The organism is [Mycobacterium] stephanolepidis (genome assembly GCF_002356335.1).
GTDB classification, from domain to species: Bacteria; Actinomycetota; Actinomycetes; order Mycobacteriales; family Mycobacteriaceae; genus Mycobacterium; species Mycobacterium stephanolepidis.
Map to the genome: position 1 here is coordinate 3,026,213 of NZ_AP018165.1, position 24,495 is coordinate 3,050,707.

General features: G+C 63.6%; 27 protein-coding genes and 1 pseudogene. 9 read left to right on the plus strand and 19 right to left on the minus strand.

The window, feature by feature from the left end; translation table 11 throughout:
* Nucleotides 1-5 precede the first annotated feature (5 nt).
* The 4 genes and pseudogenes from MSTE_RS15035 to pgsA all read right to left on the minus strand — a co-directional run bounded on the left by MSTE_RS15035 (nt 6) and on the right by pgsA (nt 3,315).
* Nucleotides 6-809, minus strand: coding sequence for an MlaE family ABC transporter permease (locus MSTE_RS15035; protein ID WP_096505936.1), 804 nt, complete (start codon nt 807-809; stop codon nt 6-8).
* Between the two features lie 72 nt (nt 810-881).
* Nucleotides 882-1,670 (minus strand): annotated as a pseudogene (locus MSTE_RS15040) (MlaE family ABC transporter permease); the annotation flags it as partial.
* A gap of 83 nt (nt 1,671-1,753) precedes the next feature.
* Nucleotides 1,754-2,494: a helix-turn-helix domain-containing protein gene (locus MSTE_RS15045; protein WP_096502374.1), complete on the minus strand. Its 741-nt coding sequence runs from the start codon at nt 2,492-2,494 to the stop codon at nt 1,754-1,756.
* A gap of 215 nt (nt 2,495-2,709) precedes the next feature.
* On the minus strand, nt 2,710-3,315 hold the full coding sequence (gene pgsA, locus MSTE_RS15050; RefSeq protein WP_096505938.1) for a CDP-diacylglycerol--glycerol-3-phosphate 3-phosphatidyltransferase: 606 nt from the start codon (nt 3,313-3,315) through the stop codon (nt 2,710-2,712).
* A gap of 42 nt (nt 3,316-3,357) precedes the next feature.
* Here pgsA and MSTE_RS15055 point away from each other — a divergent pair, with 42 nt between their 5' ends.
* Both MSTE_RS15055 and MSTE_RS15060 read left to right on the plus strand, forming a co-directional pair.
* Nucleotides 3,358-3,894 carry an amino-acid N-acetyltransferase gene (locus MSTE_RS15055; RefSeq protein ID WP_096502376.1) on the plus strand — a complete coding sequence of 179 codons (537 nt, stop codon included), beginning with the start codon at nt 3,358-3,360 and terminating at the stop codon, nt 3,892-3,894.
* Between the two features lie 49 nt (nt 3,895-3,943).
* On the plus strand, nt 3,944-4,600 hold the full coding sequence (locus tag MSTE_RS15060) for a carboxymuconolactone decarboxylase family protein (protein WP_096502378.1): 657 nt from the start codon (nt 3,944-3,946) through the stop codon (nt 4,598-4,600).
* On the opposite strand, the gene MSTE_RS15065 is transcribed toward MSTE_RS15060, so the two are convergent.
* Both MSTE_RS15065 and MSTE_RS15070 read right to left on the minus strand, forming a co-directional pair.
* Nucleotides 4,597-7,095, minus strand: coding sequence for an FtsK/SpoIIIE family DNA translocase (locus MSTE_RS15065; RefSeq protein ID WP_096502380.1), 2,499 nt, complete (start codon nt 7,093-7,095; stop codon nt 4,597-4,599). The two genes, MSTE_RS15060 and MSTE_RS15065, sit on opposite strands and share 4 nt — an antisense overlap.
* 127 nt (nt 7,096-7,222) lie before the next feature.
* Nucleotides 7,223-7,765: a hypothetical protein gene (locus tag MSTE_RS15070; RefSeq protein ID WP_096502382.1), complete on the minus strand. Its 543-nt coding sequence runs from the start codon at nt 7,763-7,765 to the stop codon at nt 7,223-7,225.
* 147 nt (nt 7,766-7,912) lie between these two features.
* On the opposite strand from MSTE_RS15070, the gene MSTE_RS15075 reads away from it, so the two are divergent.
* Both MSTE_RS15075 and MSTE_RS15080 read left to right on the plus strand, forming a co-directional pair.
* Nucleotides 7,913-9,277, plus strand: a complete 1,365-nt coding sequence (locus MSTE_RS15075) for an oxygenase MpaB family protein (RefSeq protein WP_096502384.1) — start codon at nt 7,913-7,915, stop codon at nt 9,275-9,277.
* Nucleotides 9,278-9,362: 85 nt separating this feature from the next.
* Nucleotides 9,363-9,929, plus strand: coding sequence for a TetR/AcrR family transcriptional regulator (locus MSTE_RS15080; protein WP_096502386.1), 567 nt, complete (start codon nt 9,363-9,365; stop codon nt 9,927-9,929).
* Here MSTE_RS15080 and MSTE_RS15085 read toward each other — a convergent pair.
* Complete coding sequence (locus MSTE_RS15085) at nt 9,889-10,470, minus strand: hypothetical protein (RefSeq protein WP_096502388.1); 582 nt, start codon at nt 10,468-10,470, stop codon at nt 9,889-9,891. The genes MSTE_RS15080 and MSTE_RS15085 overlap by 41 nt on opposite strands.
* A gap of 101 nt (nt 10,471-10,571) precedes the next feature.
* On the opposite strand from MSTE_RS15085, the gene MSTE_RS15090 reads away from it, so the two are divergent.
* The 3 genes from MSTE_RS15090 to MSTE_RS15100 are packed head-to-tail and all read left to right on the plus strand — an operon-like array spanning nt 10,572 to nt 12,581.
* On the plus strand, nt 10,572-10,883 hold the full coding sequence (locus tag MSTE_RS15090; RefSeq protein WP_030093874.1) for a putative quinol monooxygenase: 312 nt from the start codon (nt 10,572-10,574) through the stop codon (nt 10,881-10,883).
* 1 nt (nt 10,884) lies between these two features.
* A complete protein-coding gene (locus tag MSTE_RS15095; RefSeq protein ID WP_096502390.1) occupies nt 10,885-11,703 on the plus strand; it encodes a mycofactocin-coupled SDR family oxidoreductase in 819 nt (272 codons plus the stop codon).
* 2 nt (nt 11,704-11,705) lie between these two features.
* Nucleotides 11,706-12,581, plus strand: coding sequence for an SAM-dependent methyltransferase (locus MSTE_RS15100; protein WP_096502392.1), 876 nt, complete (start codon nt 11,706-11,708; stop codon nt 12,579-12,581).
* Here MSTE_RS15100 and MSTE_RS15105 read toward each other — a convergent pair.
* From MSTE_RS15105 to thyX, 3 genes are all read right to left on the minus strand, one after another.
* Nucleotides 12,578-14,269, minus strand: a complete 1,692-nt coding sequence (locus MSTE_RS15105; RefSeq protein WP_096502394.1) for a ribonuclease J — start codon at nt 14,267-14,269, stop codon at nt 12,578-12,580. The genes MSTE_RS15100 and MSTE_RS15105 overlap by 4 nt on opposite strands.
* Nucleotides 14,270-15,145, minus strand: a complete 876-nt coding sequence (gene dapA / locus MSTE_RS15110) for a 4-hydroxy-tetrahydrodipicolinate synthase (protein WP_096502396.1) — start codon at nt 15,143-15,145, stop codon at nt 14,270-14,272. It lies immediately after the preceding gene.
* 82 nt (nt 15,146-15,227) lie between these two features.
* A complete protein-coding gene (gene thyX / locus MSTE_RS15115; protein ID WP_096505940.1) occupies nt 15,228-15,980 on the minus strand; it encodes an FAD-dependent thymidylate synthase in 753 nt (250 codons plus the stop codon).
* A 99-nt stretch (nt 15,981-16,079) separates the two neighbouring features.
* On the opposite strand from thyX, the gene MSTE_RS15120 reads away from it, so the two are divergent.
* The gene (locus tag MSTE_RS15120; RefSeq protein WP_096502398.1) at nt 16,080-16,772 is read left to right on the plus strand and encodes a DUF6891 domain-containing protein; all 693 of its coding nucleotides are present in this window, start codon (nt 16,080-16,082) and stop codon (nt 16,770-16,772) included.
* 23 nt (nt 16,773-16,795) lie between these two features.
* Nucleotides 16,796-17,338, plus strand: coding sequence for a YceI family protein (locus MSTE_RS15125; protein ID WP_096502400.1), 543 nt, complete (start codon nt 16,796-16,798; stop codon nt 17,336-17,338).
* Here the strand turns inward: MSTE_RS15125 and MSTE_RS15130 are convergent.
* The 9 genes from MSTE_RS15130 to dapB all read right to left on the minus strand — a co-directional run bounded on the left by MSTE_RS15130 (nt 17,301) and on the right by dapB (nt 24,129).
* Nucleotides 17,301-18,509 (minus strand): winged helix-turn-helix domain-containing protein, encoded by a 1,209-nt coding sequence (locus MSTE_RS15130; protein WP_162291656.1) that lies wholly within the window; start codon nt 18,507-18,509, stop codon nt 17,301-17,303. The two genes, MSTE_RS15125 and MSTE_RS15130, sit on opposite strands and share 38 nt — an antisense overlap.
* Before the next feature lie 11 nt (nt 18,510-18,520).
* The gene (locus MSTE_RS15135; RefSeq protein ID WP_064410363.1) at nt 18,521-19,165 is read right to left on the minus strand and encodes a DsbA family protein; all 645 of its coding nucleotides are present in this window, start codon (nt 19,163-19,165) and stop codon (nt 18,521-18,523) included.
* Nucleotides 19,166-19,194: 29 nt separating this feature from the next.
* Entirely contained in the window at nt 19,195-19,686 is a 492-nt protein-coding gene (locus MSTE_RS15140) for a dihydrofolate reductase (protein ID WP_030093884.1), read from the minus strand.
* Entirely contained in the window at nt 19,683-20,483 is an 801-nt protein-coding gene (locus MSTE_RS15145; protein ID WP_096502404.1) for a thymidylate synthase, read from the minus strand. The genes MSTE_RS15140 and MSTE_RS15145 overlap by 4 nt, the downstream gene beginning before the upstream one ends.
* A gap of 74 nt (nt 20,484-20,557) precedes the next feature.
* Nucleotides 20,558-21,832 carry a phthiocerol/phthiodiolone dimycocerosyl transferase family protein gene (locus tag MSTE_RS15150; RefSeq protein WP_162291657.1) on the minus strand — a complete coding sequence of 425 codons (1,275 nt, stop codon included), beginning with the start codon at nt 21,830-21,832 and terminating at the stop codon, nt 20,558-20,560.
* Nucleotides 21,833-22,009: 177 nt separating this feature from the next.
* The gene (locus MSTE_RS15155; RefSeq protein WP_096502406.1) at nt 22,010-22,480 is read right to left on the minus strand and encodes a hypothetical protein; all 471 of its coding nucleotides are present in this window, start codon (nt 22,478-22,480) and stop codon (nt 22,010-22,012) included.
* A 10-nt stretch (nt 22,481-22,490) separates the two neighbouring features.
* Nucleotides 22,491-22,943, minus strand: coding sequence for a flavodoxin family protein (locus MSTE_RS15160; RefSeq protein WP_096502408.1), 453 nt, complete (start codon nt 22,941-22,943; stop codon nt 22,491-22,493).
* A complete protein-coding gene (locus tag MSTE_RS15165; RefSeq protein WP_096502410.1) occupies nt 22,940-23,401 on the minus strand; it encodes a hypothetical protein in 462 nt (153 codons plus the stop codon). The genes MSTE_RS15160 and MSTE_RS15165 overlap by 4 nt, the downstream gene beginning before the upstream one ends.
* Nucleotides 23,401-24,129, minus strand: coding sequence for a 4-hydroxy-tetrahydrodipicolinate reductase (gene dapB / locus MSTE_RS15170; protein ID WP_162291658.1), 729 nt, complete (start codon nt 24,127-24,129; stop codon nt 23,401-23,403). Before dapB ends, MSTE_RS15165 begins: the two co-directional genes overlap by 1 nt.
* Nucleotides 24,130-24,495 lie beyond the last annotated feature (366 nt).

Sequence of the window (24,495 nt, forward strand, 5' to 3'; positions counted from 1 at the left end):
GCCCCCTACGCCTTAAACACGAATTCGGGTCGTAGGCCCCACAGCATGATGGTGGTCGCCAGGTCTAACACCAAGATGGTCACCAGACTGGCACGGATAGCCCGGCCCGATGCCTCCCCGACACCTACGGGCCCTCCGGAGGCGAAATAGCCGTAGTAGCAATGAATTATCGTCACTGCGGTGCAGTAGGTAGCCGCTTTTATCAGCGAGGCGCCGATATCATGCGGGGTGAGAAACTCGACGAAGTAGTGATTGTAGGTGCCGCCCGGCTGGCCGTAGAAAACGCGAATGACGGTGTCACACGTCACGAAACTGACCACCAGCGCGAGCAGGTATCCGGGTACGACACACATCAGTCCACCGATGAGACGGGTACCGACCACAAATGGGATCGACCTCAGTCCCATGGCCTCAGTGGCGTCGATTTCCTCGGCGATCCGCATGGAACCGATCTCCGCGGTCATCCGGCAACCCGCCTGAGAAGCGAACGCCACTCCAGCGACCAGCGGAGCCATCTCACGGACATTCCCCCACCCGCCGATGATGCCGGCGAGTGCCCCGAGCCCCATCAGATTCATGATGGAGAATGCTTCGATCGCCGCCATGCCACCGACCGCAATGCCAAGTACCGCAAGCACACTGATCACGCCGCCATCGACAATGACTGACCCCCGACCCCAGGCCAGGTTGTTCATCACCCGTAACGTCTCACGCCGGTACAACCGCACCGTGACCGGGAGCAACCACACCGTCCGTGCAATAAATGTGACCCACTGCCCAGTGGCACGGAAAGGTTCGCGCAGCGCCATCGGGATTTTGTGTCCAATGCCTACACATCGCGTGGATAGTGCGTCGAGACGATGCTGCGGCGCGCCGGCCATCTACGCCACCACCATCGGGAAGAACATCGTCTGCAACTGAGTGATCGCAAGATTGACCGCCACAATGCAGATCACATTGAGTACCACCGCTGCGTTCACAGCATCGGCAACACCCCGCGGACCACCCTTGGCCTCCATGCCTCGCTGACAGGAGACCACCCCCACAATTGCGGCAAAAATGAAGCCCTTACCGAGGGTGAACCAGAGATCAATCACCTTGGTAAACGACCCGAAGGACAGCCAAAAACTGCCTGGTGTCACACCATTGAACGCGGTCGCAATCACGAATGCCGCCCCGACACCCATCGCAATGATGATCACGACCAGAATCGGCGTGACCAGCAGCAACGCCAGAACGCGCGGCACCACAAGTCGTTGCACGGGGTCGATCCCCAGGGACCGCAAGGCATCGAGTTCCTCACGAATCGCCCTGGCCCCGAAATCAGAGGCGATCGCTGCGGCGGCAGCGCCGCCCATCAACAAGCCGGCTGTCAGTGGCGCACCCTGGCGGAGCACCGCCACACCTGTCACCGATCCGACCAATGAATTGGCTCCGACTTGGTTGACGAGGCCGGAGATCTGCACAGCCACCATCCCGCCGAAAGGGATCGCCATCAATATCGCCGGCACTGCCGTCACCTTCAGCAGAAGCCACGCCTGAACGATGAGCTCGCCGAACGGCAACCGCCATGACAACGTGTCGATCGCGGTGTATCGCAGCACCTGAGCCGCCAGGATCACGCTGCGACCCGTCGTGGTGGCGCTACGCATCGGCACAGAGCCGACCTTCGCGGTCCCGCTCCTAACCAATTGCTCCACCGAGGCGAGGCCCATTGGAGCAATATAATGCTATTAATTAATTAAGGGAAGCCTTACCTGACACTCTTGCGGTGGGGGCCCGCACTGGTGCCGCCATCCCGAGATGCCGGCACCAGACGCACGATCACTTCGCAGTCACCGTTGAGCGCATCGGGAAGAATTGACACCGAGTACTGCGACGCGAGCGCCGGTGAGGTCAGAGCCAGCGCCTCCTCGATAGCGCCGCGCTGTATTCCGCTGGCAATTTCTGGATGCGTGAGGGCAATCTCGCGCAGTGGGCAAGCGCAGATCTTTAGCTCGTGTTCGCCGAAGATGCTGGTAACCGTGGATACGCGGAATCCGAGCTGGCTGAGGATCTCGAGGGCCACGCTCGCCGGATCCGGTACGTCGATCTGAAGAATGTGGGAAGAGTGATTCCGCGCCCAGATTCTCCCGGCATTTGCTGCGAGTTGCTCACGCGCAGCCTCTGTACTACCGAACTGATCAAGAAGTAGAGGTAAGAAGGTGAAGAGCCGTGAGCGTGGGGCCGCTTCATAGTGTGCCGGGGGCCGACCCCGCCCCGAGCGACCGCCAGGTACGACATTGACAGCACCCGAGGAAACCAGCTTCGTGAGGTGAAAGCGCACGGTCGTAACATGCAGGCCTACCTGCTCAGCGAGCATCTGGACGCTCATGGGTGCCGGCGCCTCGATCAAGGCGTCAAAGATGACGTTCCGACGGACATGTTCACCGGCATAGGCGGCCCGGGCCGGGATCTCTTCCTCTATATCGCGCTCAGTGTCCGATTCCATCATTTACCAGTCAAACTCATCGGTGTGTCCCCTGCCTGACCGGGTGCCTCCAGATGGGTTGCCTGTCCTGCAACATGGAGATACGACCAGCAGAGAGCTGAACTGTCCTCGGGATCTATCGTGGCACACAATCCTCCACACGCCCTGCAATCAAGATCTGCACATGTTGTCAGGCTAGTTAATAGTAGAAAATTTCTACTATTAACTTCACACACCGGCTACGCCGATGCGGGTTTGGGTCGAGGTCGCAGCGCCTGCACCAGGTAGTCGACACCGGTTATGACGGTGAGGGCCACCGCCAGCCCCATCAGGACCACGGCGGCAGTGTGCCAATAACCCGTCAACGGCAGCAGATACCCGGCGATCGCCAAGGACTGCACCATGGTCTTCAGCTTGCCGCCCCGATTGGCCGGGATCACCCCATGTCGGAGCACCGACAAACGCAGCACCGTGATCCCGATCTCACGTACGAGGATGACCGCGGTGACCCACCATGCGAGATCTCCGAGCACACTCAGCCCCACCAGTGCCGCCCCGATGAGCGCCTTATCGGCGATCGGGTCGGCAAGCTGGCCGAATGGGGTGACCAGGCCATACCTGCGGGCCAGCACACCGTCGTATCGGTCGGTGGCGATGGCCAGCGCAAACACCCCGAAAGCGGCGATGCGCCAGGAGGATTCGTGCCCTCCCGCGGTGAACAACACGGCGATGAACACCGGTACGAGCACGATGCGCAGCACTGTCAGGATGTTGGCAATGTTCACCAGCGGCACCGGCGCAGCCGAAGCCTCGGAATCAGGCTGGGTTTCCGGTGGCATCGGCACGTCAAACACCCTATCTGTTCTAGGGCTAGCTACTGTTCACGCATGAGCGCTGAAGGTACATCCGGCATCTCGACTAACACGGCCCCAGCGGTGACCGTACGTCGTGCCCGTACCTCCGATGTGCCCGCTATCAAGGCACTCGTCGACGTCTATGCCGGGCGCATCCTGCTGGAAAAGAACCTCGTGACGCTGTACGAGGCGGTTCAGGAGTTCTGGGTGGCCGACATCGATGGGGACATCGTGGGCTGCGGCGCCTTGCACGTGCTGTGGTCCGACCTCGGTGAGGTGCGCACCATCGCGGTGCACCCCCGGCTCAAAGGCGCCGGAGTGGGGCACGCGATCGTCAGCCGCTTGCTCGATGTCGCCAGGGAACTTGAGCTCAAAAGAGTTTTCGTACTGACCTTCGAAGTCGACTTCTTCACCAAACACGGATTCCGCGAGATCGACGGCACCCCGGTGACCGCCGAGGTGTATGAGGAGATGTGCCGGTCCTACGACACCGGTGTAGCCGAGTTCCTCGACCTGAGCTATGTGAAGCCGAACACGCTGGGTAACACCCGCATGCTCGTCCACCTCTGATTTCCGCGCATCGGGCATTCTCGGCGCGATCGTCGGCCATGATCGAGGCATGCCACGACTGCGCCAGGTGTCCCGCGCCGAAACCGACGACCGACTTGTCCAGAAGATGTACGACCAGATCTTCGGTGATCGCGATCCGGTCTCCGATCCCGGGACCAGCACCGGCACACCGGGTGACTGGTGGACGGTCTTCGCGCTCGTACCCGAGGCGCTGAAGCACTCGGTCCAGGGTTTCGCGTTCTATCGCAGCCCAGATCGCAAGCTGGACCCCGTCCTGCGGGAGCTCGGCCAGACCCGCGCCGGTTGGGCGCGCCGCAGCCAGTTCGTCTTCTCCCAGCACTGCAAATCGTGCCGCATTGTCGGTATCTCAGAGGAGATGATCGCCGCGATCCCGTCGTGGAGCACGGCCGACTGCTTCACCCCCGTGCAACGCGCGGTGCTGGCATACACGGACTGCTTGGTGCTCGACGGCGGCCGAGTACCCGATGGCGTGTTCGCCGCGCTGAAGACCCACCTCTCCGATGAAGAGATCCTGGAACTCACCTACATCACCGCCATGTATGAAATGCATGCGGTGATGAGTACGGCCTTGCGTCTGGAGTGGGACAACCGCGACGAGCCGATTGTGGAGATCGCCGCCCCCGAGGGATTCACATCCTTCGATGTGGGCGACGCCATCGCACTGCGGCGCGACGAGAACGCCTAGAAGTCTTCGGGCACCGCGCCGTCGTCTTCGTCTTCCTCATCGGCTCCCCCACCGCCGCGGATCGATGCCATCACACTGCCGAGGTCTTCGGGTTTCACCATCACCTCGCGCGCCTTGGATCCCTCACTGGGGCCGACGATTCCGCGCGTCTCCATCAAGTCCATGAGGCGACCCGCCTTGGCGAAACCGACCCGCAGCTTGCGCTGCAGCATCGAGGTCGAGCCGAACTGACTCGACACCACGAGTTCGACGGCCTGCAAGAAGGCGTCCATGTCGTCGCCGATGTCGGGATCGACGTCATCTTTACCTGGACCGCCGCCGACCTTGGCGGCGGTGACGCCCTCGGTGTAGTCGGGCTCGGCCTGTTCCTTGGCCGCCGACACCACGGCGCTGATCTCTTCGTCGGTGATGAAGGCACCCTGCATGCGAATCGGTCGCCCGGCGCCCATCGGCAGGAACAGTCCGTCACCCATACCGATGAGCTTCTCGGCACCTGGTTGGTCCAGGATGACGCGGCTGTCGGTCAGCGATGACGTCGCAAAGGCAAGGCGCGAAGGCACATTCGTCTTGATCAGACCGGTGACCACGTCCACCGACGGACGCTGGGTGGCCAGCACCAGGTGGATGCCTGCCGCGCGCGCCTTCTGGGTGATGCGCACGATGGCGTCCTCGACGTCACGAGGCGCGGTCATCATGAGGTCGGCCAACTCATCGACGACGGCGAGAATGAAGGGGTACGGACGGTACTCACGCTGGCTGCCCAGCGGGGTGGTGATCTCGCCGGAGCGCACCTTCGCGTTGAAGTCGTTGATGTGCCGGACCCGACTGGCCTGCATGTCCTGGTATCGCTGCTCCATCTCCTCCACCAGCCAGGCCAGGGCGGCCGCGGCCTTCTTCGGCGAGGTGATGATCGGGGTGATCAGGTGCGGAATACCTTCGTAGGGTGTCAGTTCCACCATCTTCGGGTCGATCAGGATCATCCTGACCTCCTCCGGAGTGGCGCGGGCCAGCAGTGAGACGAGCATCGAGTTGACGAAGCTCGACTTACCCGAACCGGTGGAACCGGCAACCAGCAGGTGCGGCATCTTGGCCAGGTTGGCGGAAATGAAGTCGCCCTCGATGTCCTTGCCCAGGCCGATCAACAGCGGATGGTGATCCGTGCGGGTTTCGGGTGCGGTCAGCACATCGGCCAGTCGCACCATCTCCCGATCGGTATTCGGCACCTCGATGCCGACCGCCGACTTGCCGGGGATCGGCGCGAGCAGGCGCACGCTGTCGGTGGCCACCGCGTACGCGATATTGCGTTGCAGGGCGGTGATTTTCTCCACCTTGACGCCGGGGCCGAGCTCAACCTCGTAGCGCGTGACGGTGGGACCACGGTTGAAACCGGTGACTGCCGCGTCGACCTTGAACTGTTCCAGCACCCCGGTGATCGCGGCGATCATGTCGTCGTTCGCCGCGCTGCTTTCCTTCGGAGGATCTCCCGCGATGAGCAGATCCAGCGAGGGCAGCACGTAGGGGCCTTCGACCACCCGATCGACAACGGGCATCTGTGGTTTCGGCTTGGACTTCTTGGTCGACTTGACTACGGGCGCGGGCTTGGGAGCCGGTGCAGCGGGCGGCTCGGGGGCCGCGGCCACGTCTTCCTCAAGCGGGTAGTTGTCCATCGGGGTGGCGCCGCGCGTGAATTCACGCGTCGCCTCGTAGTCGTCTTCGGGTTCCCCGCCCTCATACTCGTCGTAGTCTTCGTCGTCCCAGTCCTCATCCCATTCGTCGTAGTCCCTGGGCGAGAACATGTTCCGAAGGGTGTCCGGGATATCGCGGATCGTGGTGCCGGTTAGCAGCAGCACCCCGAAGACGATCGCCATCACGAGCAGCGGCGCGGCGATCCACGCGGTGAGGCCTTGTGCGAGCGGCCCACCGATCACGAAGCCGACGAACCCTCCCGCGTCCGCTCGCCCCTCGGGAGAATCGGGGGAACCTGCGAACAGATGCCACAGACCCAGGATCGGCAGCGCGACCATGGCGAAGCCCAGCAGCAGGCGCGGACGCGCCTCCGGGTTCGGCTCGGTACGCATCAAGAACACGGCGATGACGACAGCGATGATCGGCACCAGTGCGACACCGGATCCCACGACCGCGCGGAAGACATCGTCGATCCAGCCGCCTACCGGCTTGGCGGCGTGGAACCATGAGCTCGCGCCCACCACGAAGGCCAGGCCCAGCAACGCCAGCGCGACACCATCGCGCCGGTGACCGTGCTCGATGTCGTGAGCCCTGCCCACGGACCGGAACAACGACCCCACGCCATGGGCGCAGGCATGCCACCCGCTACGCGCCCCTCGGCCCAATGCCACCAACGGCGTCGTCCAATGCTGGTTACGACGCTGATTACGCCGGCGTGGTGCCGGACGACGGGTCGGCGCGGTGTTGCGCGACCGGGGTCCCGATTTGGTGTTCCGGCCACGCGAACGGCTGACAGTCTTACTCGCCATGGCGACAGCCTAGTCGCAACAGCCACATCTGCACCATCTGCAACACGGCTAAAACCGCTAGTAAGCAAATGTTTTGTCACCTACGCGAGGCCGCCCCGAGACAGTCTCGTGACCTGCGAAACCCGGCTCAGCGCTCGGGGCGCGGCTTGGTCTCGCCGAGCCACGACTGATTCGCCGCGATGTAGAACTGATCGCCATTGAAACTGCTCGCCGAATGACCCCGGAAGCAGTAGACGCCCTGATCCTTGGTGACTGCGCATTTGACGGCCCGGTAGTTGAAGTAGTTACCGGATGTGAGCACCGGCGGACGCGTCGCCGGAGTGAACAGCGCGTCATTGGTGGTGTCGAAATGAGCACGCCAATCGCCCGGGAACCAGGCGACCTGGTTCGTACCGGCAGGCGCTCCGGGGAACGAGCCGTTGCAGCCGAAGCTTCCATCGATCCAGATCGCACAGGTCAACCCACGTGGCGTCGAAAACCACGCACCGTCGGTGTCATCACGCAAGAACTGCTCGAAGTCGGCCTGTTTGAACTTGGAGGCATTGTTGACGTCGGGGTAGGGATTCGGGTCCCCGGGGATGTCTGGGTCCGCCATCGCGGAGGCCAGCGACCCGGCCGTAAGCCCCAGTGCCAGCGCGATGAGTGCCACCATCCGAGTCAGCAGCCGCATTCCAAGCCCTCCCGATATTCGTGGTTACTGAGTCAGCAAAATAGCGAGGCCGATTGTATTGACGCCGTCGATCCGGCGCGGGAAAACCGGCCAGACACTTGACAATGAGTGTTGCCAACATGCCCGGCTGCTCGCTAGCCTTTCCCCATGAGTGGCAACGGCGCCCTATCGACGGTCAGCACGCATCCCAACGACTACTACTGGCGTGCAGGTATGAACCTGCGCCCCGCACCTGCCCGACTGCGCTTCGATGCGATGTGGACCCAATCCCGCAGGGACATCCTTGCGCCGTGGATGGACTTCCACGAGATTCCCAGGGAGACGGCGCGTACTCGCCTGCTCGCCGATCACCTCTGGCAGGGCGACGAGCTGATGGATGCGGTCGTGGATCGCATCCGAAAGATGCCCGCGCGCCAGGGGCGGGCGATGCTCACTCGAGCCCTCGACCACGGCATCGAATCGATAGAAAACCCGCCGACAGAGTTTGTCGCGCTGTTCGAGCAGCTCGATAATCCGCCCCCGTGGTATGACCCCGCACTCTGGGAGCGGGGCCGCCAGCTATGGAACAACTCCTCGTTGGCGGCCAAGTTCGGTATGGGTTTCGGAGACACCTTCGGCACCTTTGTGGGCGACGAGGTCGCTTACGCAACCGGAGCGACCGGCAGATTCGTCAACGACACCCTGCGGAGAAATCTGGAGACCACCGCGTGGTTCCGCAAGATGACGTATCGCGGAGCACTGGAACGCTTTTCACAACCTTTCAAAGACACCGTCCTGGTTCGGCTGATGCACGCCCAAGTACGCGCCGGGCTCCGCCGCTCCTGGGGCGATGAACAATTCGCTCACCACGGAAACCCGATCTCCAATTCGATGATGATGGGTGCCGCGATGACCTTCGGGCTTATCCCGCCGCTGATCGACCATCAGCACGGGCGCACCCGCAGCACGGCCGACCTCGAAGCCGCCGTGATGTATTGGGCATACATCGCCTATGTGTTCGGCGTCGCCGAGGAGCTGATCCCGAAGTCCGTGGCCGAGGGCATGGAGACGATGGATTACATGGTCGCATACGCCGGCGGCCCCTCGGAATGGACCGATGTCATGATGACCGCGGCATTCGGCTTCGTGGACAAGGGAATTGCAGGGCGGATCGGCCGACTGGTATTCACCCCGATTCTCGGTGTCGCCGCCTACTACGGCGGCGAGGATCTTGTGCGAGCACTTGTGCGCGCCACTCCCCTGCGCGACGCCCGCCTCCAACCGTGGACCGCACTGACCGGCGTCGCAGTGCACGCCAACGTCCAGATGCGACGTCTCACGGACATGCTGCCGGGCGCCAAACGCCGTGCACAACAACGCAATGGCGAACTGCTGTGGTGGTCTGCAACGGTGATCAATCAGGCACTGGCCAAGCTCGGCGGAATGCGGGATACCTCCTACACCCATCACGACGCGACGGCGGCAACACCGGCCGGATGCCCGGTACCGCACGCCCCGCGCGTCGGTACCTAGTTCTGGGCTCCCAGCCAGGTCTCGCCCTGCGACCCCTTCTGGTTTCCTCTTCCGCTAGTACATAGATTCATCTATGGTGAGTTGCATGACCGAGAAGGTCTCTCGCCACGACTACTTCACTGCCGCGTTCGAACTACTGGCGGCCGGCGGCAAGCCCGCGCTCACCACGACAGCGGTGTGCCGCCGAATCGGTGTGACCACGGGCTCGCTCTACCACCACTTCGGCAGTGGGGCCGGGTTCTACCGAGCGGTCATCGATTACTGGGAGAACGACATCACTACCGCGCAGCGCCGCCGCGTCGACGAGATATCCGACCCGCGGGAACGGTTGGTCGTACTGGAGCAAGCAGCGCGTGAGGCAGACCATGAGGTGGAGAAGGCCATTCGCGCCTGGGCGATGGCAGATCGCTACGTGACGGCAGCACAGCACCGCGTGGACCAGGTACGGCACCAACATCTCACGAAGCACTACATCGAAGCCGGCTTCGGTCCGGACCGGGCGGACACCCTGGCCCGAATCGGATTCAGCATTCTGGTCGGCGCCCAGCAGATCGGAACGCGCGTTGATCACAAGCGTCTCAATGCCGCACTCGACGAGTACTCCGTCTGGATCAATTCGTCGGTGCCTGCGGAGGCGACCACGCCCCGCTGACCTTTGTGTAGCGGGACATCAGCGCCAGGGCTTGGTCGGGAATGAGTTCGCGGGGGAAGGCTTCACGCATTCCCGGCCGAGCGGAAAACAAGATTCCGACGGCGTTGTCGTTCACCACGACGTTCTTGATCTCGGCGTAGTCCCGCAAGATCATCAGTCGAGTGGTCATAAATGATTGCCCGAGTAGAGCATTCGTCGTTGGACGCAGTACCCAGAACGTGAAGTCTGACGCTCCGAACTCGGCGCGCTGCACCGTCCCGACAGGTATCGACTGCATGGACAGCCGGGTACGCGACCGGATTCTCGATGCGATCAGCGCTGCCGCCGCAAGCACGACGATCAGGATTACGACACCGGCGGGAACCGCAACAAAGATGAAGAAGAACGCGACATACAACACGGCCCCGACGAGCAGAATCCAGACACCCCGGGAACGTGCAACCGTGTGCAGCGCGCCCTTGGCAAGTTTGCCCCGCCCCTCCTCGGTGAGAACAACCTCGGTTCGGATAGGCGACCCGCTTGCCAGGTCGTGATCGGTCATATCCCTCCCTTGATATCCCCCACAGCGTATCGACCGCTGGGCGCGCCGGCCGGCTTCGGTACGGTGGAATTCGATCCACTCCCAACGACGAGAGGTGTTCCATGCCCACTGTGGTGGCGTTCCTGTATCCCCAGCCCGACAAGCGCGACGAGGTTCGTGCCGCGCTCCTGGAGACCATCCCCCAGGTACACGACGAGGCGGGCTGCAATCTCTACTCCCTGCACGAGGCGCACGATCGCTTCGTCTTCGTCGAGTCGTGGGCGAGCAACGAAGCACTCGCAGAGCATGGGAAGGCTCCCGCCGTCACCGCGATGTTCGGCAAGGTGGGCCCACTACTTAGTCAGGCGCCGGAAATCGTTGTTGCCGAAGCGCTTCCCGCAGGCGATCCGGCCAAGGGCGATCTGACCCACTGACATGGGCAAGCTGGACGGCAAGGTCGCGTTCATCACCGGCGCGGCCCGCGGCCAGGGCCGCGCCCACGCGATCAAGCTGGCATCCGAGGGAGCCAACGTCATCGCGGTGGACATCTGCGCCCAGATACCCTCCGTGGAGTACCCGATGGCCACCACGGAGGACCTCGACCTCACGGTCAAGGAGGTCGATGCCCTGGGGCGCGCCATCTCGGCACACGAAGCCGATGTGCGTGACCGGCAGGCACTGCAAAGCGCGTTCGACGCCGGTGTCGAGGCACTCGGGCCGGTCGACATCGTGATTGCGAACGCCGGTATCGCCACCCTCACTCCCGAAAGCGGCGAGGACGGCTGGACCGATGTGCTCGACGTCAACCTCACCGGGGTGTATCACACGGTCGAGGTGGCCCGGCCGTCGATGGTCGATCGCGGCACGGGCGGATCGATCGTGCTGACCAGCTCGGTGGCCGGCCTAACCGGCATGGTGATGGACACCCCTGGTGGGCTGGCCTATACGGCCGCCAAACATGGGCTGGTCGGACTCATGCGGTCCTACGCGAACATGCTTGCGCCACACAACATCCGGGTGAACACGATTCACCCGGGCGGTGTCGCGACGCCCATGCTGGTGAACCCGGTGACGGAAGAACTGTTCGCCAACGGCGCACCCGAGGGCATGTCCGATACCGGCCATGCCTTGCCGGTGGTTCTGATGCCCGCCGAGGACATGGCCAACGCGGTGGCCTGGCTGGTCTCCGAGGATGCGCGATACGTCACCGGCGTCGCACTCCCCGTCGATGCCGGGTTCACCAACAGGCGGTAGAGATGGCACGGAAAAACCCCGCGGCACAGACTGCATACGGCCCCATGACCATTGCAGCCATCGAGCAGCACGAGCCGCCAGGGTCCCGGATCGTCGACGACGACCTGGCGGTCCGAATCCTGCCCATCGGATTGCGGTGGTTGGTCCGTGCCACCACATGGACGACGCTGCGGAACCTGTTGATCAGGCTGGCGGAGAGAAGCGGCCAAGGCGCCTGGTCCATCTTCGTGTGCCGTAAGCGTTATATCGATGACCAATTGGCCTCGTGGGCAGACATTGCGGAATCGGTCGTCGATTTGGGCGCGGGAATGGACAGCCGGGGATGCCGACTGTCCCGAACCTCGTCGATACCGGTCTTCGAGGTCGATCAGCCGGTGAACATCGTGGCCAAGCGACGCGCAATCCAGCAGGCGGTGGGCGTACTACCGCCGTCGGTCCACCTGGTGGCTGTCCACTTCCAACATGACAATCTGTCCGACGCACTACTGCGGGCCGGGCATGATCGCACCTCACGCACCTTCTTCATCTGGGAGGGCGTCACGCAGTACCTCTCCGAGCCCGCGGTTCGAGCGACCCTCGACTACCTGAGCACCGCTACACCGGGCAGTCGCCTCGCCTTCACCTACGTGCAACGCGATTTCATAGACGGTTCGAACTTGTACGGGAACACCATGCTGTACAAACGTTTTCGGATACGCAGCCAGGTGTGGATGTTCGGCCTCTCCCCCGGCGCAGTGACACCACTACTGGCCGAGTACGGCTGGCGGGTGCTCGAGGATGTCAGCGGGCCCGAGTTCCAGAAGCGTTATCTGGCACCCGCTGGACGCGGGCTCTCGACCACCGAGCTCGAACGGACCGTGCTCGCGGAAAAGTCTTAGTCGACCGTCAGTACGGTCGGCACGATCATCGGCTGGCGGCGATAGGTCTCGCCAACCCATTTGCCCACCACGCGCCGCACCGACTGTGCGATGCGGCCGGTATCGGTGACCGACTGTTCGGCAAGTGAATTCAACTCGGCGATCACCATCTCGGTCACCGGGTCCAGGGCCTTGGCGTCATCGGAGAAACCGCGTGAGAACAGCTCCGGCCTGCCGACCAGGCGCCCGTTGCTACGCACCACGACGGTGACTGCGATGAATCCGCCATTGCTCAAGACCAGACGCTCGCCGACGGTGGCATCGGATACGTCGCCGTCGACCAGGCCGTGGACAAACATCTTGCCCACCGGAACTCGTCCCGCAATGCGCGCCCGCTCGTTGTGCAGGTCGACGCTCACGCCGTTCTCCGCCAATACGATCCTGTCTTCGTCGACACCGGTCTTGACCGCAAGTTCGGCGTTGGCACGCAGATGCCGCCAGGTGCCGTGCACCGGCATGACATTGCGCGGGCGTACCGCGTTGTAGAGGTAAAGCAGCTCCCCGGCATAGGCATGTCCTGAAACATGCACCCGTGCATGGGTGTTTGTCACAACCCGGGTGCCCACCTTCGCAAGCGAGTCGATGATGCCGTAGACGGCTTCCTCATTACCCGGCACCAGCGATGACGACAAGATGACCAAATCGTCAGGAGTCAGGGTGATTTGGCGATGATCGCCACGAGCCATGCGTGAGAGCGCAGCCATTGGCTCGCCCTGTGTGCCGGTGGTAACCATCACAACGCGTTGCGGCGCCAGCTCGTTCGCGGCCTCCACGTTGATGAGGTCGCGGTCCTCGACGTCGAGAAAGCCCAGATCGCGTGCGATACCCATGTTGCGCACCATCGACCGGCCCACGAGCGCGACACGGCGGCCGTGCGCGACCGAGGCATCGATGATCTGTTGCACCCGTGCCACATTGCTGGCGAAACACGCAATGATCACCCGGCCGCGCGCGGTCTCGATGAGCCGGTTCAGGGTGGGAGCGATCTCACTCTCCGATGGACCCACGCCCGGCACCTCCGAGTTCGTGGAGTCGACGAGGAACAGATCGACACCCCGATCACCCAGGCCGGATAGCCCGGGCAAGTCGGTGGGACGCCGGTCCGGAGGCAGCGGATCAAGCTTGATATCGCCGGTATGCAGGATGGTCCCGGCCTCGGTATGTACGGCGATGGCGAGTGCATCGGGAATGGAGTGGTTGACCGCGAAGTACTCGCATTCAAAGGCGCCGTGCGTGGACCGCTCGCCCTCCGTCACCTTGATGAACCGGGGGGTGATGCGGTGCTCGCGACATTTGGCCTCGACCAACGCGAGGGTGAAAGCCGAACCCACCACTGGGATATCGGGGCGCATCTTGAGCAGGAAGGGGATGGCTCCGATGTGATCCTCGTGCGCATGCGTCAAGACCAGCGCCTCGACATCGTCGAGACGATCCTCGATGTGGCGGATGTCCGGCAGAATCAGGTCCACGCCGGGCTCGTCATGACCCGGGAAAAGCACTCCGCAGTCGATGATGAGGAGGCGCCCACGCAGCTCGAAAACCGTCATGTTGCGGCCGATCTCACTGATCCCGCCGAGCGCGGTGACGCGCAATGCGCCATCGGCGAGCGGACCGGGCGCGCGCAGATGTTCGGGTGGCGTTATCGGCACCTACAGCACCCCGGCGGCGCGCATATCCGCGGCCAATCCTTCGATCTGTTCCGGGCTCGGCGGAACATTGGGCAGGCGCGGATCGCCAACGTCGATGCCCTGCAACCGAAGCCCGGCCTTCACTGCTCCCACGGCTCCCAGCCGGCGGCACGCCTCGGTCACAGGCGCGATCTGCGCATTGAGCTTGCGAGCCGTTTCCACGTCGCCGGCGTTGTAGGCAGCCAACAGCTCACGCAACGGTCCGGCGACGAAATGCGATATGACGCTGACGAATCCGACCGCTCCCACCGACAACCAGGGCAGGTTCAGCGGATCGTCGCCCGAGTAGTAGACGAGATCGGTACCCGCGATGACCTGGGCGCCGCCATGCAGATCACCCTTGGCATCCTTGACAGCCACGATGTTCGGGTGTGCCGCCAGCTCACGGATGACGTGGAAGTCGATGGGGATGACCGAGCGCGGTGGGATGTCGTACAAGATGACCGGGACGTTCACCGCGTCCGCGACCGCGGTGAAGTGGGCGAGCAGCCCTGCCTGCGAGGGCCGCGAGTAATAGGGGGTGACGACGAGCAGCCCATCAGCTCCGGCAGCTTCGCACTCACGGGAGAGCTTGATGCTGTGGGCGGTGTCGTAGGTGCCGGACCCGGCGATGATGCGCGCGCGGTCGCCCACCGCGGCCACCACCTCACGCAGCAGCGTCAGCTTCTCGGCGTCGGACGTCACGGGAGACTCTCCGGTGGTACCGGAGAGCACGAGGCCATCGCACCCGGCGTCGACCAGGTGCGCGGCCAACCGGACCGCGGTGTCGACGTCAAGGGCGCCATCGGCATCGAAAGGAGTCACCATCGCGGTGAGCACGGTGCCGAGCCGCGCCACTGTTTCACCTGCTGTCACGGCATGAGAATACCCGCCTCGACCAAGCGGTTATCCCCCGGCGGCTGTGTTGTATCCCTCGGTTCTATCCCTCGTAGACCAGCGGAGAGATCGCGACCTCCGTGCCGTCGGCCAGGGTCGCGATGTCGAAGTCACCAAAGATCGAAGGCGCCAGGTCGGTGAGCTGGCGCAGACAAGCGATCGCGAGCCGACGAATCTCCACGTCGGCGTGCTCGCTGGCGCGCATGGCGATGAAGTGGCGCCACGCCCGGTAGTTGCCGGTGACGACGATGCGGGTTTCGGTGGCGTTGGGCAGCACAGACCGGGCCGCCTGTCGTGCCTGTTTACGCCGCAACACGGCGTTGGGGACGTCGGCGAGCTTGGATTCCAGCTTGTCCAGCAGTTCGACATAGGCGGCACGGCTCGCATCGGTGGCCTTGCGAACCAGCTCGACCAGCTCCGGGTCGTCGGCGACGGCGGGCGGCAGCACCACGTTGGAGTCCGCTTCGGGCACAAAACGCTGGGAAAGCTGTGAGTACGAGAAGTGCCGGTGGCGGATCAGCTCATGCGTGCAGGACCGGGAGATACCGGTGATGTAGAAGGTGACCGTCGCATGCTCCAACAGCGACAGATGCCCCACTTCGATGACGTGACGCAGGTAGCTCTCATTGGTGGCCGTGCGCGGATTGGGCTTGGACCAGCTCTGATAGCAGGCCCGGCCGGCGAATTCGACGAGTGCCGGGCCACCATCGGCATCGGTGCTCCAGTCGATCCCTTCCGGTTCGATGAAGTCGGTCTTAGCTATGAGCTGCACGCGCAGCGGCACGATCTCAGCCACGCGCAACACCCTATCGGCGGTCGCGGCCGGTCAGTCACCAGTGCACTCCCGCCATCATCTCGGCATGCGTTCCGCAACTCCCACCGCTACCTTTGACATGTGCGCATCCTTGAATGGCAAACCGGAGATCGGGCTGAGCTGCGGGCGTTCATCCGCCAGTACCTCGTAGCCGGGTTCTGGTCGCGGGACGAGGTCGAAGAGTCCGTCGCCGAATGGGTGGACGATTCCGGTCAGATCGATCCCGATGAGGCCGCCGCACTGGTCCACGAGATGTGGAACGAACGGCTGGCCGAGCAGGCGATATGGACCGATACCGGCGACTATGGCCGACTTCAGTACACCTTCACTCAGCTGGAATCCGAGGGCATCCTGGCGCGTATGTGCTTCGCGTGCTGCACAACCTGCGCCACCTCCGAGATCGACTTCGAGCGCACCGTCAATCCGAACTCACCCGATTGGTACCGCTACCACCAGTGGGCGTACACCTACTTCCACGAACAAGATGCGCTGCGCCTTGCCTCGGACAATCCGACTCTTTACCTGGGGTTCAGCGCGTTTCGTGCTCACCCCGAATTACCGGCCGCGCTACTGGAGGCGTACCACCGAAACGACCCGGACGCGGAGGCCGAGGTGCACGCACGCACCGACACTTTCGTCGGCCGGCGAATTGTGCAGCTGGCGCAGCATTTCGGCCTGAACACATCGTGGGCTGGCTCGGGAAAGGCCAGGATCGAGGTGCACGCCGATCAGTGGCGTAAACCGTTGCCGATCGGCTCCCAGCCGGCGCGCTAGATGACACCTTTACGATCGGCCCCGTGAGCTCCTGGACGCTTGGACCCGAGAACGGCACCCTGACCCTGCACACCGGCGTCACCGGACCAGCCGCACGGATGGGGCACCGATTGACGCTCGCCATGGGGACGTGGACTGTCACGGTCGACGGACCCGATGACCAGCCGTCGTCGGCCAGTGTCGTCGTCGAGGTGGACTCACTGCAGGTCGAGAGCGGCGAAGGTGGACTGACACCACTTTCGGCACCCGAGAAGATCATCGTGCGATCCAATGCGCTGAAAACTCTGAACTCCAAACGTTTTCCCCTCATCGAATTCCACGCGGAGACGATCACCAAAAAGGCCGCGAACTACCGCATGCATGGTCCGCTGACGATCCATGGCGTGACACAGAGTGTCGAGCTGGACCTCGCGGTGACCGAGGACGGCGACGACCAGCTGCTGCACCTCACCACTGAGATATCGCAGCGGGCGTACCAGGTGAAGCCGTTCTCGATGGCGATGGGATCTCTGAAGGTCGCCGACCCCGTCACCGTGTCGTTCGAAGCGCGCCGCCCAGCGCTCTGACCAAGTCGCCGCGCCTGCCGACCGCGACGGAATCCAAACCCAGCCACGACGCCATATCGGTCAGCTGTGCGGCAAGCGGCCCCGCGATGCGCGCCGGGTCCTGTCCCTGCTCGGCGAACGCACCGATGACATTGAGTGTCCCGGCCGCACGGTCGGCCTTCAGATCGACCCTGCCGACCAGATGCCCGTCGAGCAGAAACGGCCAGACGTAGTAGCCGTACTGCCGCTTGGGTGCCGGCGTGTAGATCTCGATGCGATAGTGAAAGTCGAAGAGCCGCTCGACCCTGGGACGGAAGAAGATCAGCGGATCGAACGGGCACAACAGCGCCGTGCCCCGGTCGGTACGTGGAATCGTCTGCCCGGCAGCCAGATACGCTGGTGCGCTCCAGCCCTCGACGGTTACCCTCTCGACTTCCCCCGCATCCGCGAGCGCGGCCAGTGCCGGTTTGATCTGCCCCGCCGAGAGCCGGAAGTAGTCACGGATATCGGCCTCGGTTCCCATGCCCAGCGCACGCACCGCGCGGCGTGCCAGTTCCAGTACGGCCTCCTCATCGGAGATTTCGCGTTGGTAGATGTCGGCAGGAATCACCTTGTGCGCCAGCTGATAATGCCGCGAGAATCCGACGCGCTTGTCGGTGGTCAGCTCGCCCGAAGAGAACAAGGCTTCCGCGATCCACTTGGTCTCACTGCGATCCCACCATGGGCCCTTGCGGCCCGGCGCTTCCTTTTCCAGGTGCGCCTCGATCTGCCCGGCGGTACTGGGCCCGAGTTCGGCGACGGCGGCCAGCACCTCATCAACAAGGCCCGGGTTCTCCTCGACGAACTTTCGCGCCCACCGCCCATGCCGGTACTCGCGCATGCGCCAGCGCATCAGCGGCCAGTCCTGGATGGACATCAGCGCCGCTTCGTGCGCCCAATACTCAATGAGCAGCCGAGGCGTACGCGTGCTGTGGCTCCAGGCGGCGTCATCAAGAAGTGAGCGGTCGTAGGGCCCGAGCCTGCTGAACACCGGGGCGTAGTGCGCACGCACCGCCACGGATACCGAATCCAGTTGTAGTACCTGAATTCTGGAGATGAGTTTACGCAAGTGAGCACGGGTGACCGAAGTCGCGGGCACGTCGGTGAAGCCCTGCGCCGCAATCGCGATGCGACGCGCCTGCACGATGCTCAACCCCGCCCGGCTCACCGTGCTCCCACGAGGCGGGCCAACCAATCGGCGTCGGACGGGTCGACCATCTCCCCCGAACTGTCAATGACGCCGGGGACACCGCCCAGGCCGTGGTCCGTCAGCTGCTGCTCATTGCCCGCCGTCCGCTGCCGATCGGCATCGGTGACCTGAAGAGACGAAATCTCGTGCAGGACATCGCCCGTCACTCCGGCACCGGCGGCAATCTCGCTGATCTGCAGATTGGTGAGGTTCCCCACGCCTTCGACCGGTTGCCTCCGGAACATCTCCCCGATGAAGCCCAGGATCACGGCATCGGCCGCACCCGCCTTGTCGATCAGGAACAGCGCGGCCGACGCCCGCGATGAGTAGTCACCGCTGGCCGAGATCGGGTCCAGAAAGCTCACCGGCCTATAGGTCACCTGCAAGCGCCCCTCGGTGACGTACTTCGTGATCTCCTCGCCGTACTCGGCTTCGAATCGCTGACAGAACGGGCATTGGAAGTCGACGAACACCGTGATCCCGGCTGCGACGTCGCCCGCGCCGCCCACCGTCACACCGGCACCTTGGCTACTGCCCCAGCCTGCGGCTGCAGCGGGGGCCGACGCGGTTCCGTCAACGACGCGGGTACAGCCGGTAAGTGCCAGCACCGCGGCGGCCATCACGACGACCACTCGGAGGAGCGCAGGCCTCACACGTCGACCTTCCGGTAACTCAGGAACTGGTATCGCAACCCGGATTCACTTGTCTGCCAATCATTTCCCTCTGCCAACCAGCTCTCGTCGAGCTCCGGAGCAAGGGCATCGCCCGGCACATCGGCGTCCACCACCGTCACCTCGCATCGCTGCGCCAAGGGCAGGAACAGCCGGTAGATCTCGCCGCCTCCGATGACCCACGGCGCCTCATCGGAGGCGGCCAGCGCGGCGTCGGCACACCCGACGGCCAACGCTCCGTCCGGTTCGAACAACGCATCCCGGGTCAGCACGATGTTGGGCCGCCCCGGCAACGGCCGGACACTGGAGGGCAGCGACTCCCAGGTCTTGCGGCCCATGATCACCGTGTGCCCCATAGTGATTCGCTTGAAGCGTGCTTGATCCTCCGGCAGCCGCCACGGGATGGCGCCATCCGCGCCGATGACGCCGTCGCGGGATTGTGCCCAGATCAGCCCGATGGTCCCCGTCATACTGCGACAGGCGCCTTGATGGCCGGATGGTGCCGATAGTTCTCGACCGTGACATCTTCGTACTCGTAGTCGAATACCGAATCACGCTGCGCCAGAACAAGCCGGGGATACGGATACGGATCGCGACTGAGCTGCTCGGTGACCTGCTCGATGTGATTGTCGTAGATATGGCAGTCGCCACCGGTCCACACAAAATCGCCCACGCCCAGCCCCGCCTGCGCCGCCATCATGTGCGTGAGCAGTGCATAGCTGGCGATGTTGAACGGAACGCCGAGAAACAAATCGGCACTGCGCTGATACAGCTGACAGCTCAGCTTGCCGTCCGCGACATAGAACTGAAAGAACGCGTGACACGGCGGCAACGCCATCTGCGGGATCTCGCCCACGTTCCAGGCCGAGACGATGTTGCGGCGCGAATCGGGATCGGTGCGCAGCAGGTCGAGCGCGGCACTGATCTGGTCGATGTGCTCACCCGAGGGGGTGGGCCACGATCGCCACTGCACCCCGTACACCGGACCCAGCTCTCCCGTCTCCGATGCCCACTCATCCCAGATGGTGACCCCGCGCTCTTGGAGCCAACGGACGTTGGATTCGCCGCGCAGGAACCACAGCAGCTCGTAGATCACCGACTTCAGATGGACTCGCTTGGTGGTGATCAGCGGGAAGCCCTCGTCCAGGCGGTAGCGCAGCTGGTGGCCGAAGACGCTGCGGGTGCCGGTGCCGGTGCGATCCGACTTCGGTGTGCCCTGGTCGAGCACGAGACGCAACAGATCCTCGTAAGGAGTGGGAACGGGCACGCAGCTAGCTTACTTCGCGGCTGTGACGATCCCCGGCCTCCGACGCACGAAGAGCGACGCATGCGCAGCATCCACTATCGGCTCGCGAGCCCGTGGACCCGCGCGACGATATCTGTGCGCAGCGCGGCCGCCTGATCGTCGGTGAGCGACGCGGCGGGGAACTTGCACACGATGGTGAACTCGTCGCCGATCGAGTAGACCTCGTAACGGGACGCCTGCGGCACGCGCACTCCTCCCGCGATGGGGGCCGGTGGCGTGGTCAGCTGGGCGTCGAAGTCTTCCAGGATCAGGCCCTGCGGCAAGGACGGGATGGGCAGAACACCGGGGTTGGTAATCCGGATGAATGGTCCAAAACTGCCCGTCAAAACACCATCGGCGATGTGATGCACGCTTTGCACGAGAAAACCTGTGTCGATGTCCTCACGAATTTGACGCGCCACCTCAGAGCCGACATGCACGGGGTCGTCATTCATGCGGACCGTTACTTGACTTCGCGCGATCATGATTCCGTTGGCGATCTCGCCGAGTTCGGCGGGCGGCGTCAGATGGCGGCGATAGTCCACGAGCGATTCGAAGCCCAGATTCACCGGCTCGTCGGCGTCCACGGGGATCAACGCGCGTTCCGCCAGTGCGATCACACCCGTAATCAGCGTGTTCACGGTGGTTTGGCGTTGCCGCGCCGCAGTCCGCAATGCGGCGGAGACCTCCGGATCGAAGCGCTGCTTCCACCCCAGCACAGGGGCTGAGACGGCGGCGGATTCCTGCTGTCGGCCACCCCAGGACGTAGCACCGAACCAGTGCTTGTCCGGGAGAGTGGTGCGCACAACCCCCCGGCTCTCCATCGCGGCCTCCGGTGCCACGGGAATGGGCTGGCGCGGTGGATGTGGAATTTCGCCCGTCATCACAATCTGGGTGTAGAGCTCCCATAGTTCGTAGAAGTAGACGTAACTCAGGCGTGCATCGGCGATCGAATGATCCACTCCCACTGCGACGGCGTGACCTACTTCGCTGGGATGCACCAGGACCGCGAACGTTCCGTCGTCGAGCGATAACACCGGAAGTGTCGCGACATCGGCCAGCGGCTCAGTCCGCAGAGTCACCACGTCCCTCACGGGCTCGGTGGCGACCCGAAAACGGCGGCCGACCGGATCGACTCGGGCCGCGAGGAATGGATGTCTGTGCTGTAAAGCCGTCGCCGCCGCACTCAGTGCGGATATGTCCAGATCGCCCCGTAACCAGGCCACATACCAAATGGTTGTGTACTTGCGCAGATGGTTCAATTCCGATTCTGCCACCGAGAGCATCCGGTGAATATCGACAGTGTCGGTCGCGCGTATCGTGGCGTTCAAGGCTGTTTCCGATTTCATGTGGGCTGAATAGATAAGCCACAATCTATGTCCATTGCGTGGATGCCCGGCGCCACCAGAGATTCCATTCGATTAACATCGCGTAATCTCTGAAATCCGATATAACAGACTATCTCGAATATGACAGATTCGAATTTGCCACGGAATTGCCAGAGCTCGTTATGACGAACCCCGGGACCGGTGGCTCAACCTGCCGCTCAATCCGTGCAGCGAACGCAATAGCGAGCGCAGTGCGTAGAAACCGGCCACCAGCGTCAGCGCCAGCATGACCAGGAACATGACCAGCCAGTTGCTCCGGGTGTGCTCGACGTTCCACCAGATCACCGTGAACAGAACAGCACCGACAAACACCAAAACGTCGCGCCAACCACCGCCGTAAGAGAGCGCGGCCTCACGCAGTGACCGGCCGCGATCGGTGCTGGCGATCAGATCGTCGATCCGCTGATCGATCGTGCGCTGGAACGCGGCGCGACGCTCCGTCTGCTCTTGCGGGATGCGGTCGAGCAGATCGAAGTCTTTAGCGATCAACGACCGGAAATCCGGCGGCTTCAGATTGCCTGCGACGGCGCCCAGTAGGGCGCCCCCGGCGATAGGCGCGGCTCCCAGGGCAAGTTCGGCAAGTCCGGGCATGCCAGTCTCCTCAATGCATCAAGATCGCGGCGAGCGTGCCGCCAAGGTTATAGGCCTGCTCGCGCACGGATGCGTCGATCGGCCCGACCACCTCGAGCGCGTCGGCAGCTTTCTCCAGTGCCAGCCCGGTCGCGATCTTGTCCACCGCGGACACCGCACCGACTGTGTCGTTGTTGCCGTGCACCCATAGTCCGTAGGGACGTGTGGCGACATGATCGAGGCTCGGGTAGTAGACCGTGTCGAAGAAATGCTTGAGGGCGCCGGACATGTATCCGAAATTCGCGCTGGTGCCAAACAGGTAGCCGTCGGCATCCAGCATGTCGGTAATCGTGGCGGCAAGAGCGGGCCTGATCACGACCTCGACTCCGGAGATGTCGGGGTCCTTCACGCCCGCCAACACCGCTTCCAGCAGTTCTCGGGTGGCCGGCGACGGCGTGTGGTGGACGATCAGCAGGCGACTCATCCGGCCGCGTCCTGCTGCATCTGCACGGCGGTGCGCATCGTCTCGCGGGCGCGGCCCCGATCCCCCGCATAGTCATATGCGCGAGCCAGCCGATACCACCCCACCCAGTCGTCGGGTTCGGCCTCCACCTCTGCCTTGACGGTCGCGAAGAGCGCGTCCGCATCCTCGCGATTGACGCGTCCCGACGGCGTCTTCCGTAGCGCACTCACGTCGAGATCGCGCCCCAACCCTGAGGCCAGATTCGCGAGCCGTTGATGCGCGAAGCCCGCGCGCAGGGTCGCGACCATCGCCCACAGGCCGATGAACGGAAGGATCAGCACGGCAAGACCCAGGCCGACCGCCGCCGGTTTCCCGGTGCCGATCAACGTGATGCCCATCCGGCCCAGGATCAGGAAATACCCGATCATCGCCGCGCACATGAACGCGATGAGGATCTTGACCCGGGCTGCGGCGGACACTACAGCTCCAGCAGGGGCTCGATGCCGATCGTGAGGCCAGGCCGGGCGGCGACGTTGCGCACGGCCAGCAGCACACCCGGCGCGAAGGACGACCGGTCGATGCTGTCGTGGCGGATGGTCAATGTCTCGCCGGTGGTCCCGAACAACACCTCCTGATGGGCGACGAGTCCGGCGACTCGCACCGCGTGCACCCGCACTCCGTCGACATCGGCGCCGCGTGCCCCGTCGATCCCGGTGCTGGTGGCATCGGGGCTCGGTGGCAATCCCTTGCGGGCCTCGGCGATCAGTCGTGCGGTGCGCGTGGCCGTTCCTGACGGGGCATCCGCCTTGTTGGGGTGGTGCAGCTCGATGACCTCGACCGACTCGAAGAATCGGGCGGCCTGCTGGGCGAACTTCATCGACAGAACGGCGCCGATCGCGAAGTTCGGGGCGATAAGCACCGCCGCGCCGGGGCTATCGGCCAGCCACGCCCGCACCTGGTCCAAGCGCTCATCGGTGAATCCCGTGGTACCGACAACGGCATGAATTCCGTTGCTTATCAAGAACTTCAGATTGTCCATGACGACATCGGGATGGGTGAAGTCGATGACGACGCGGGCCGCGGTGAGCGCCTCCAGCGAGTCGTCCTTGTCGACTGCGGCCACCAGGTCAAGATCACCGGCCGCCTCAACGGCCTGACACATGGCCTGGCCAACCTTGCCCTGCGCTCCGAGCACTCCGGTCGCGATATTAGTCACGCCGGTCACCCTAATCCCCGGTGCCGAGAGGGCACAGATGACGCCCGACTATGAGCGACACATTCACCCGCCTCGGCCGGCGCGAGGTTGCCGCACCAAGGAAAGTTCACCAGGACGACACCGGGCGTCTACCCGAGCTACGCTACGTCTATCACCCGATCGATTTGCCAGGCGACGATGTCAACTCCTGGTTGAGCCTTTTTTTGATCAGACAATCGGGTGTAATTCTCGTCGACGGAGCAACCAACTGTGACGGTAGTCACGGCCCTGGCAACCATTTGCCGGGGTCACGCAGCGCTCTCAGGTTCCTCTCAGAAACATATCTCTAGCTGCGATACCTCCAGTTTGAGGCCCACA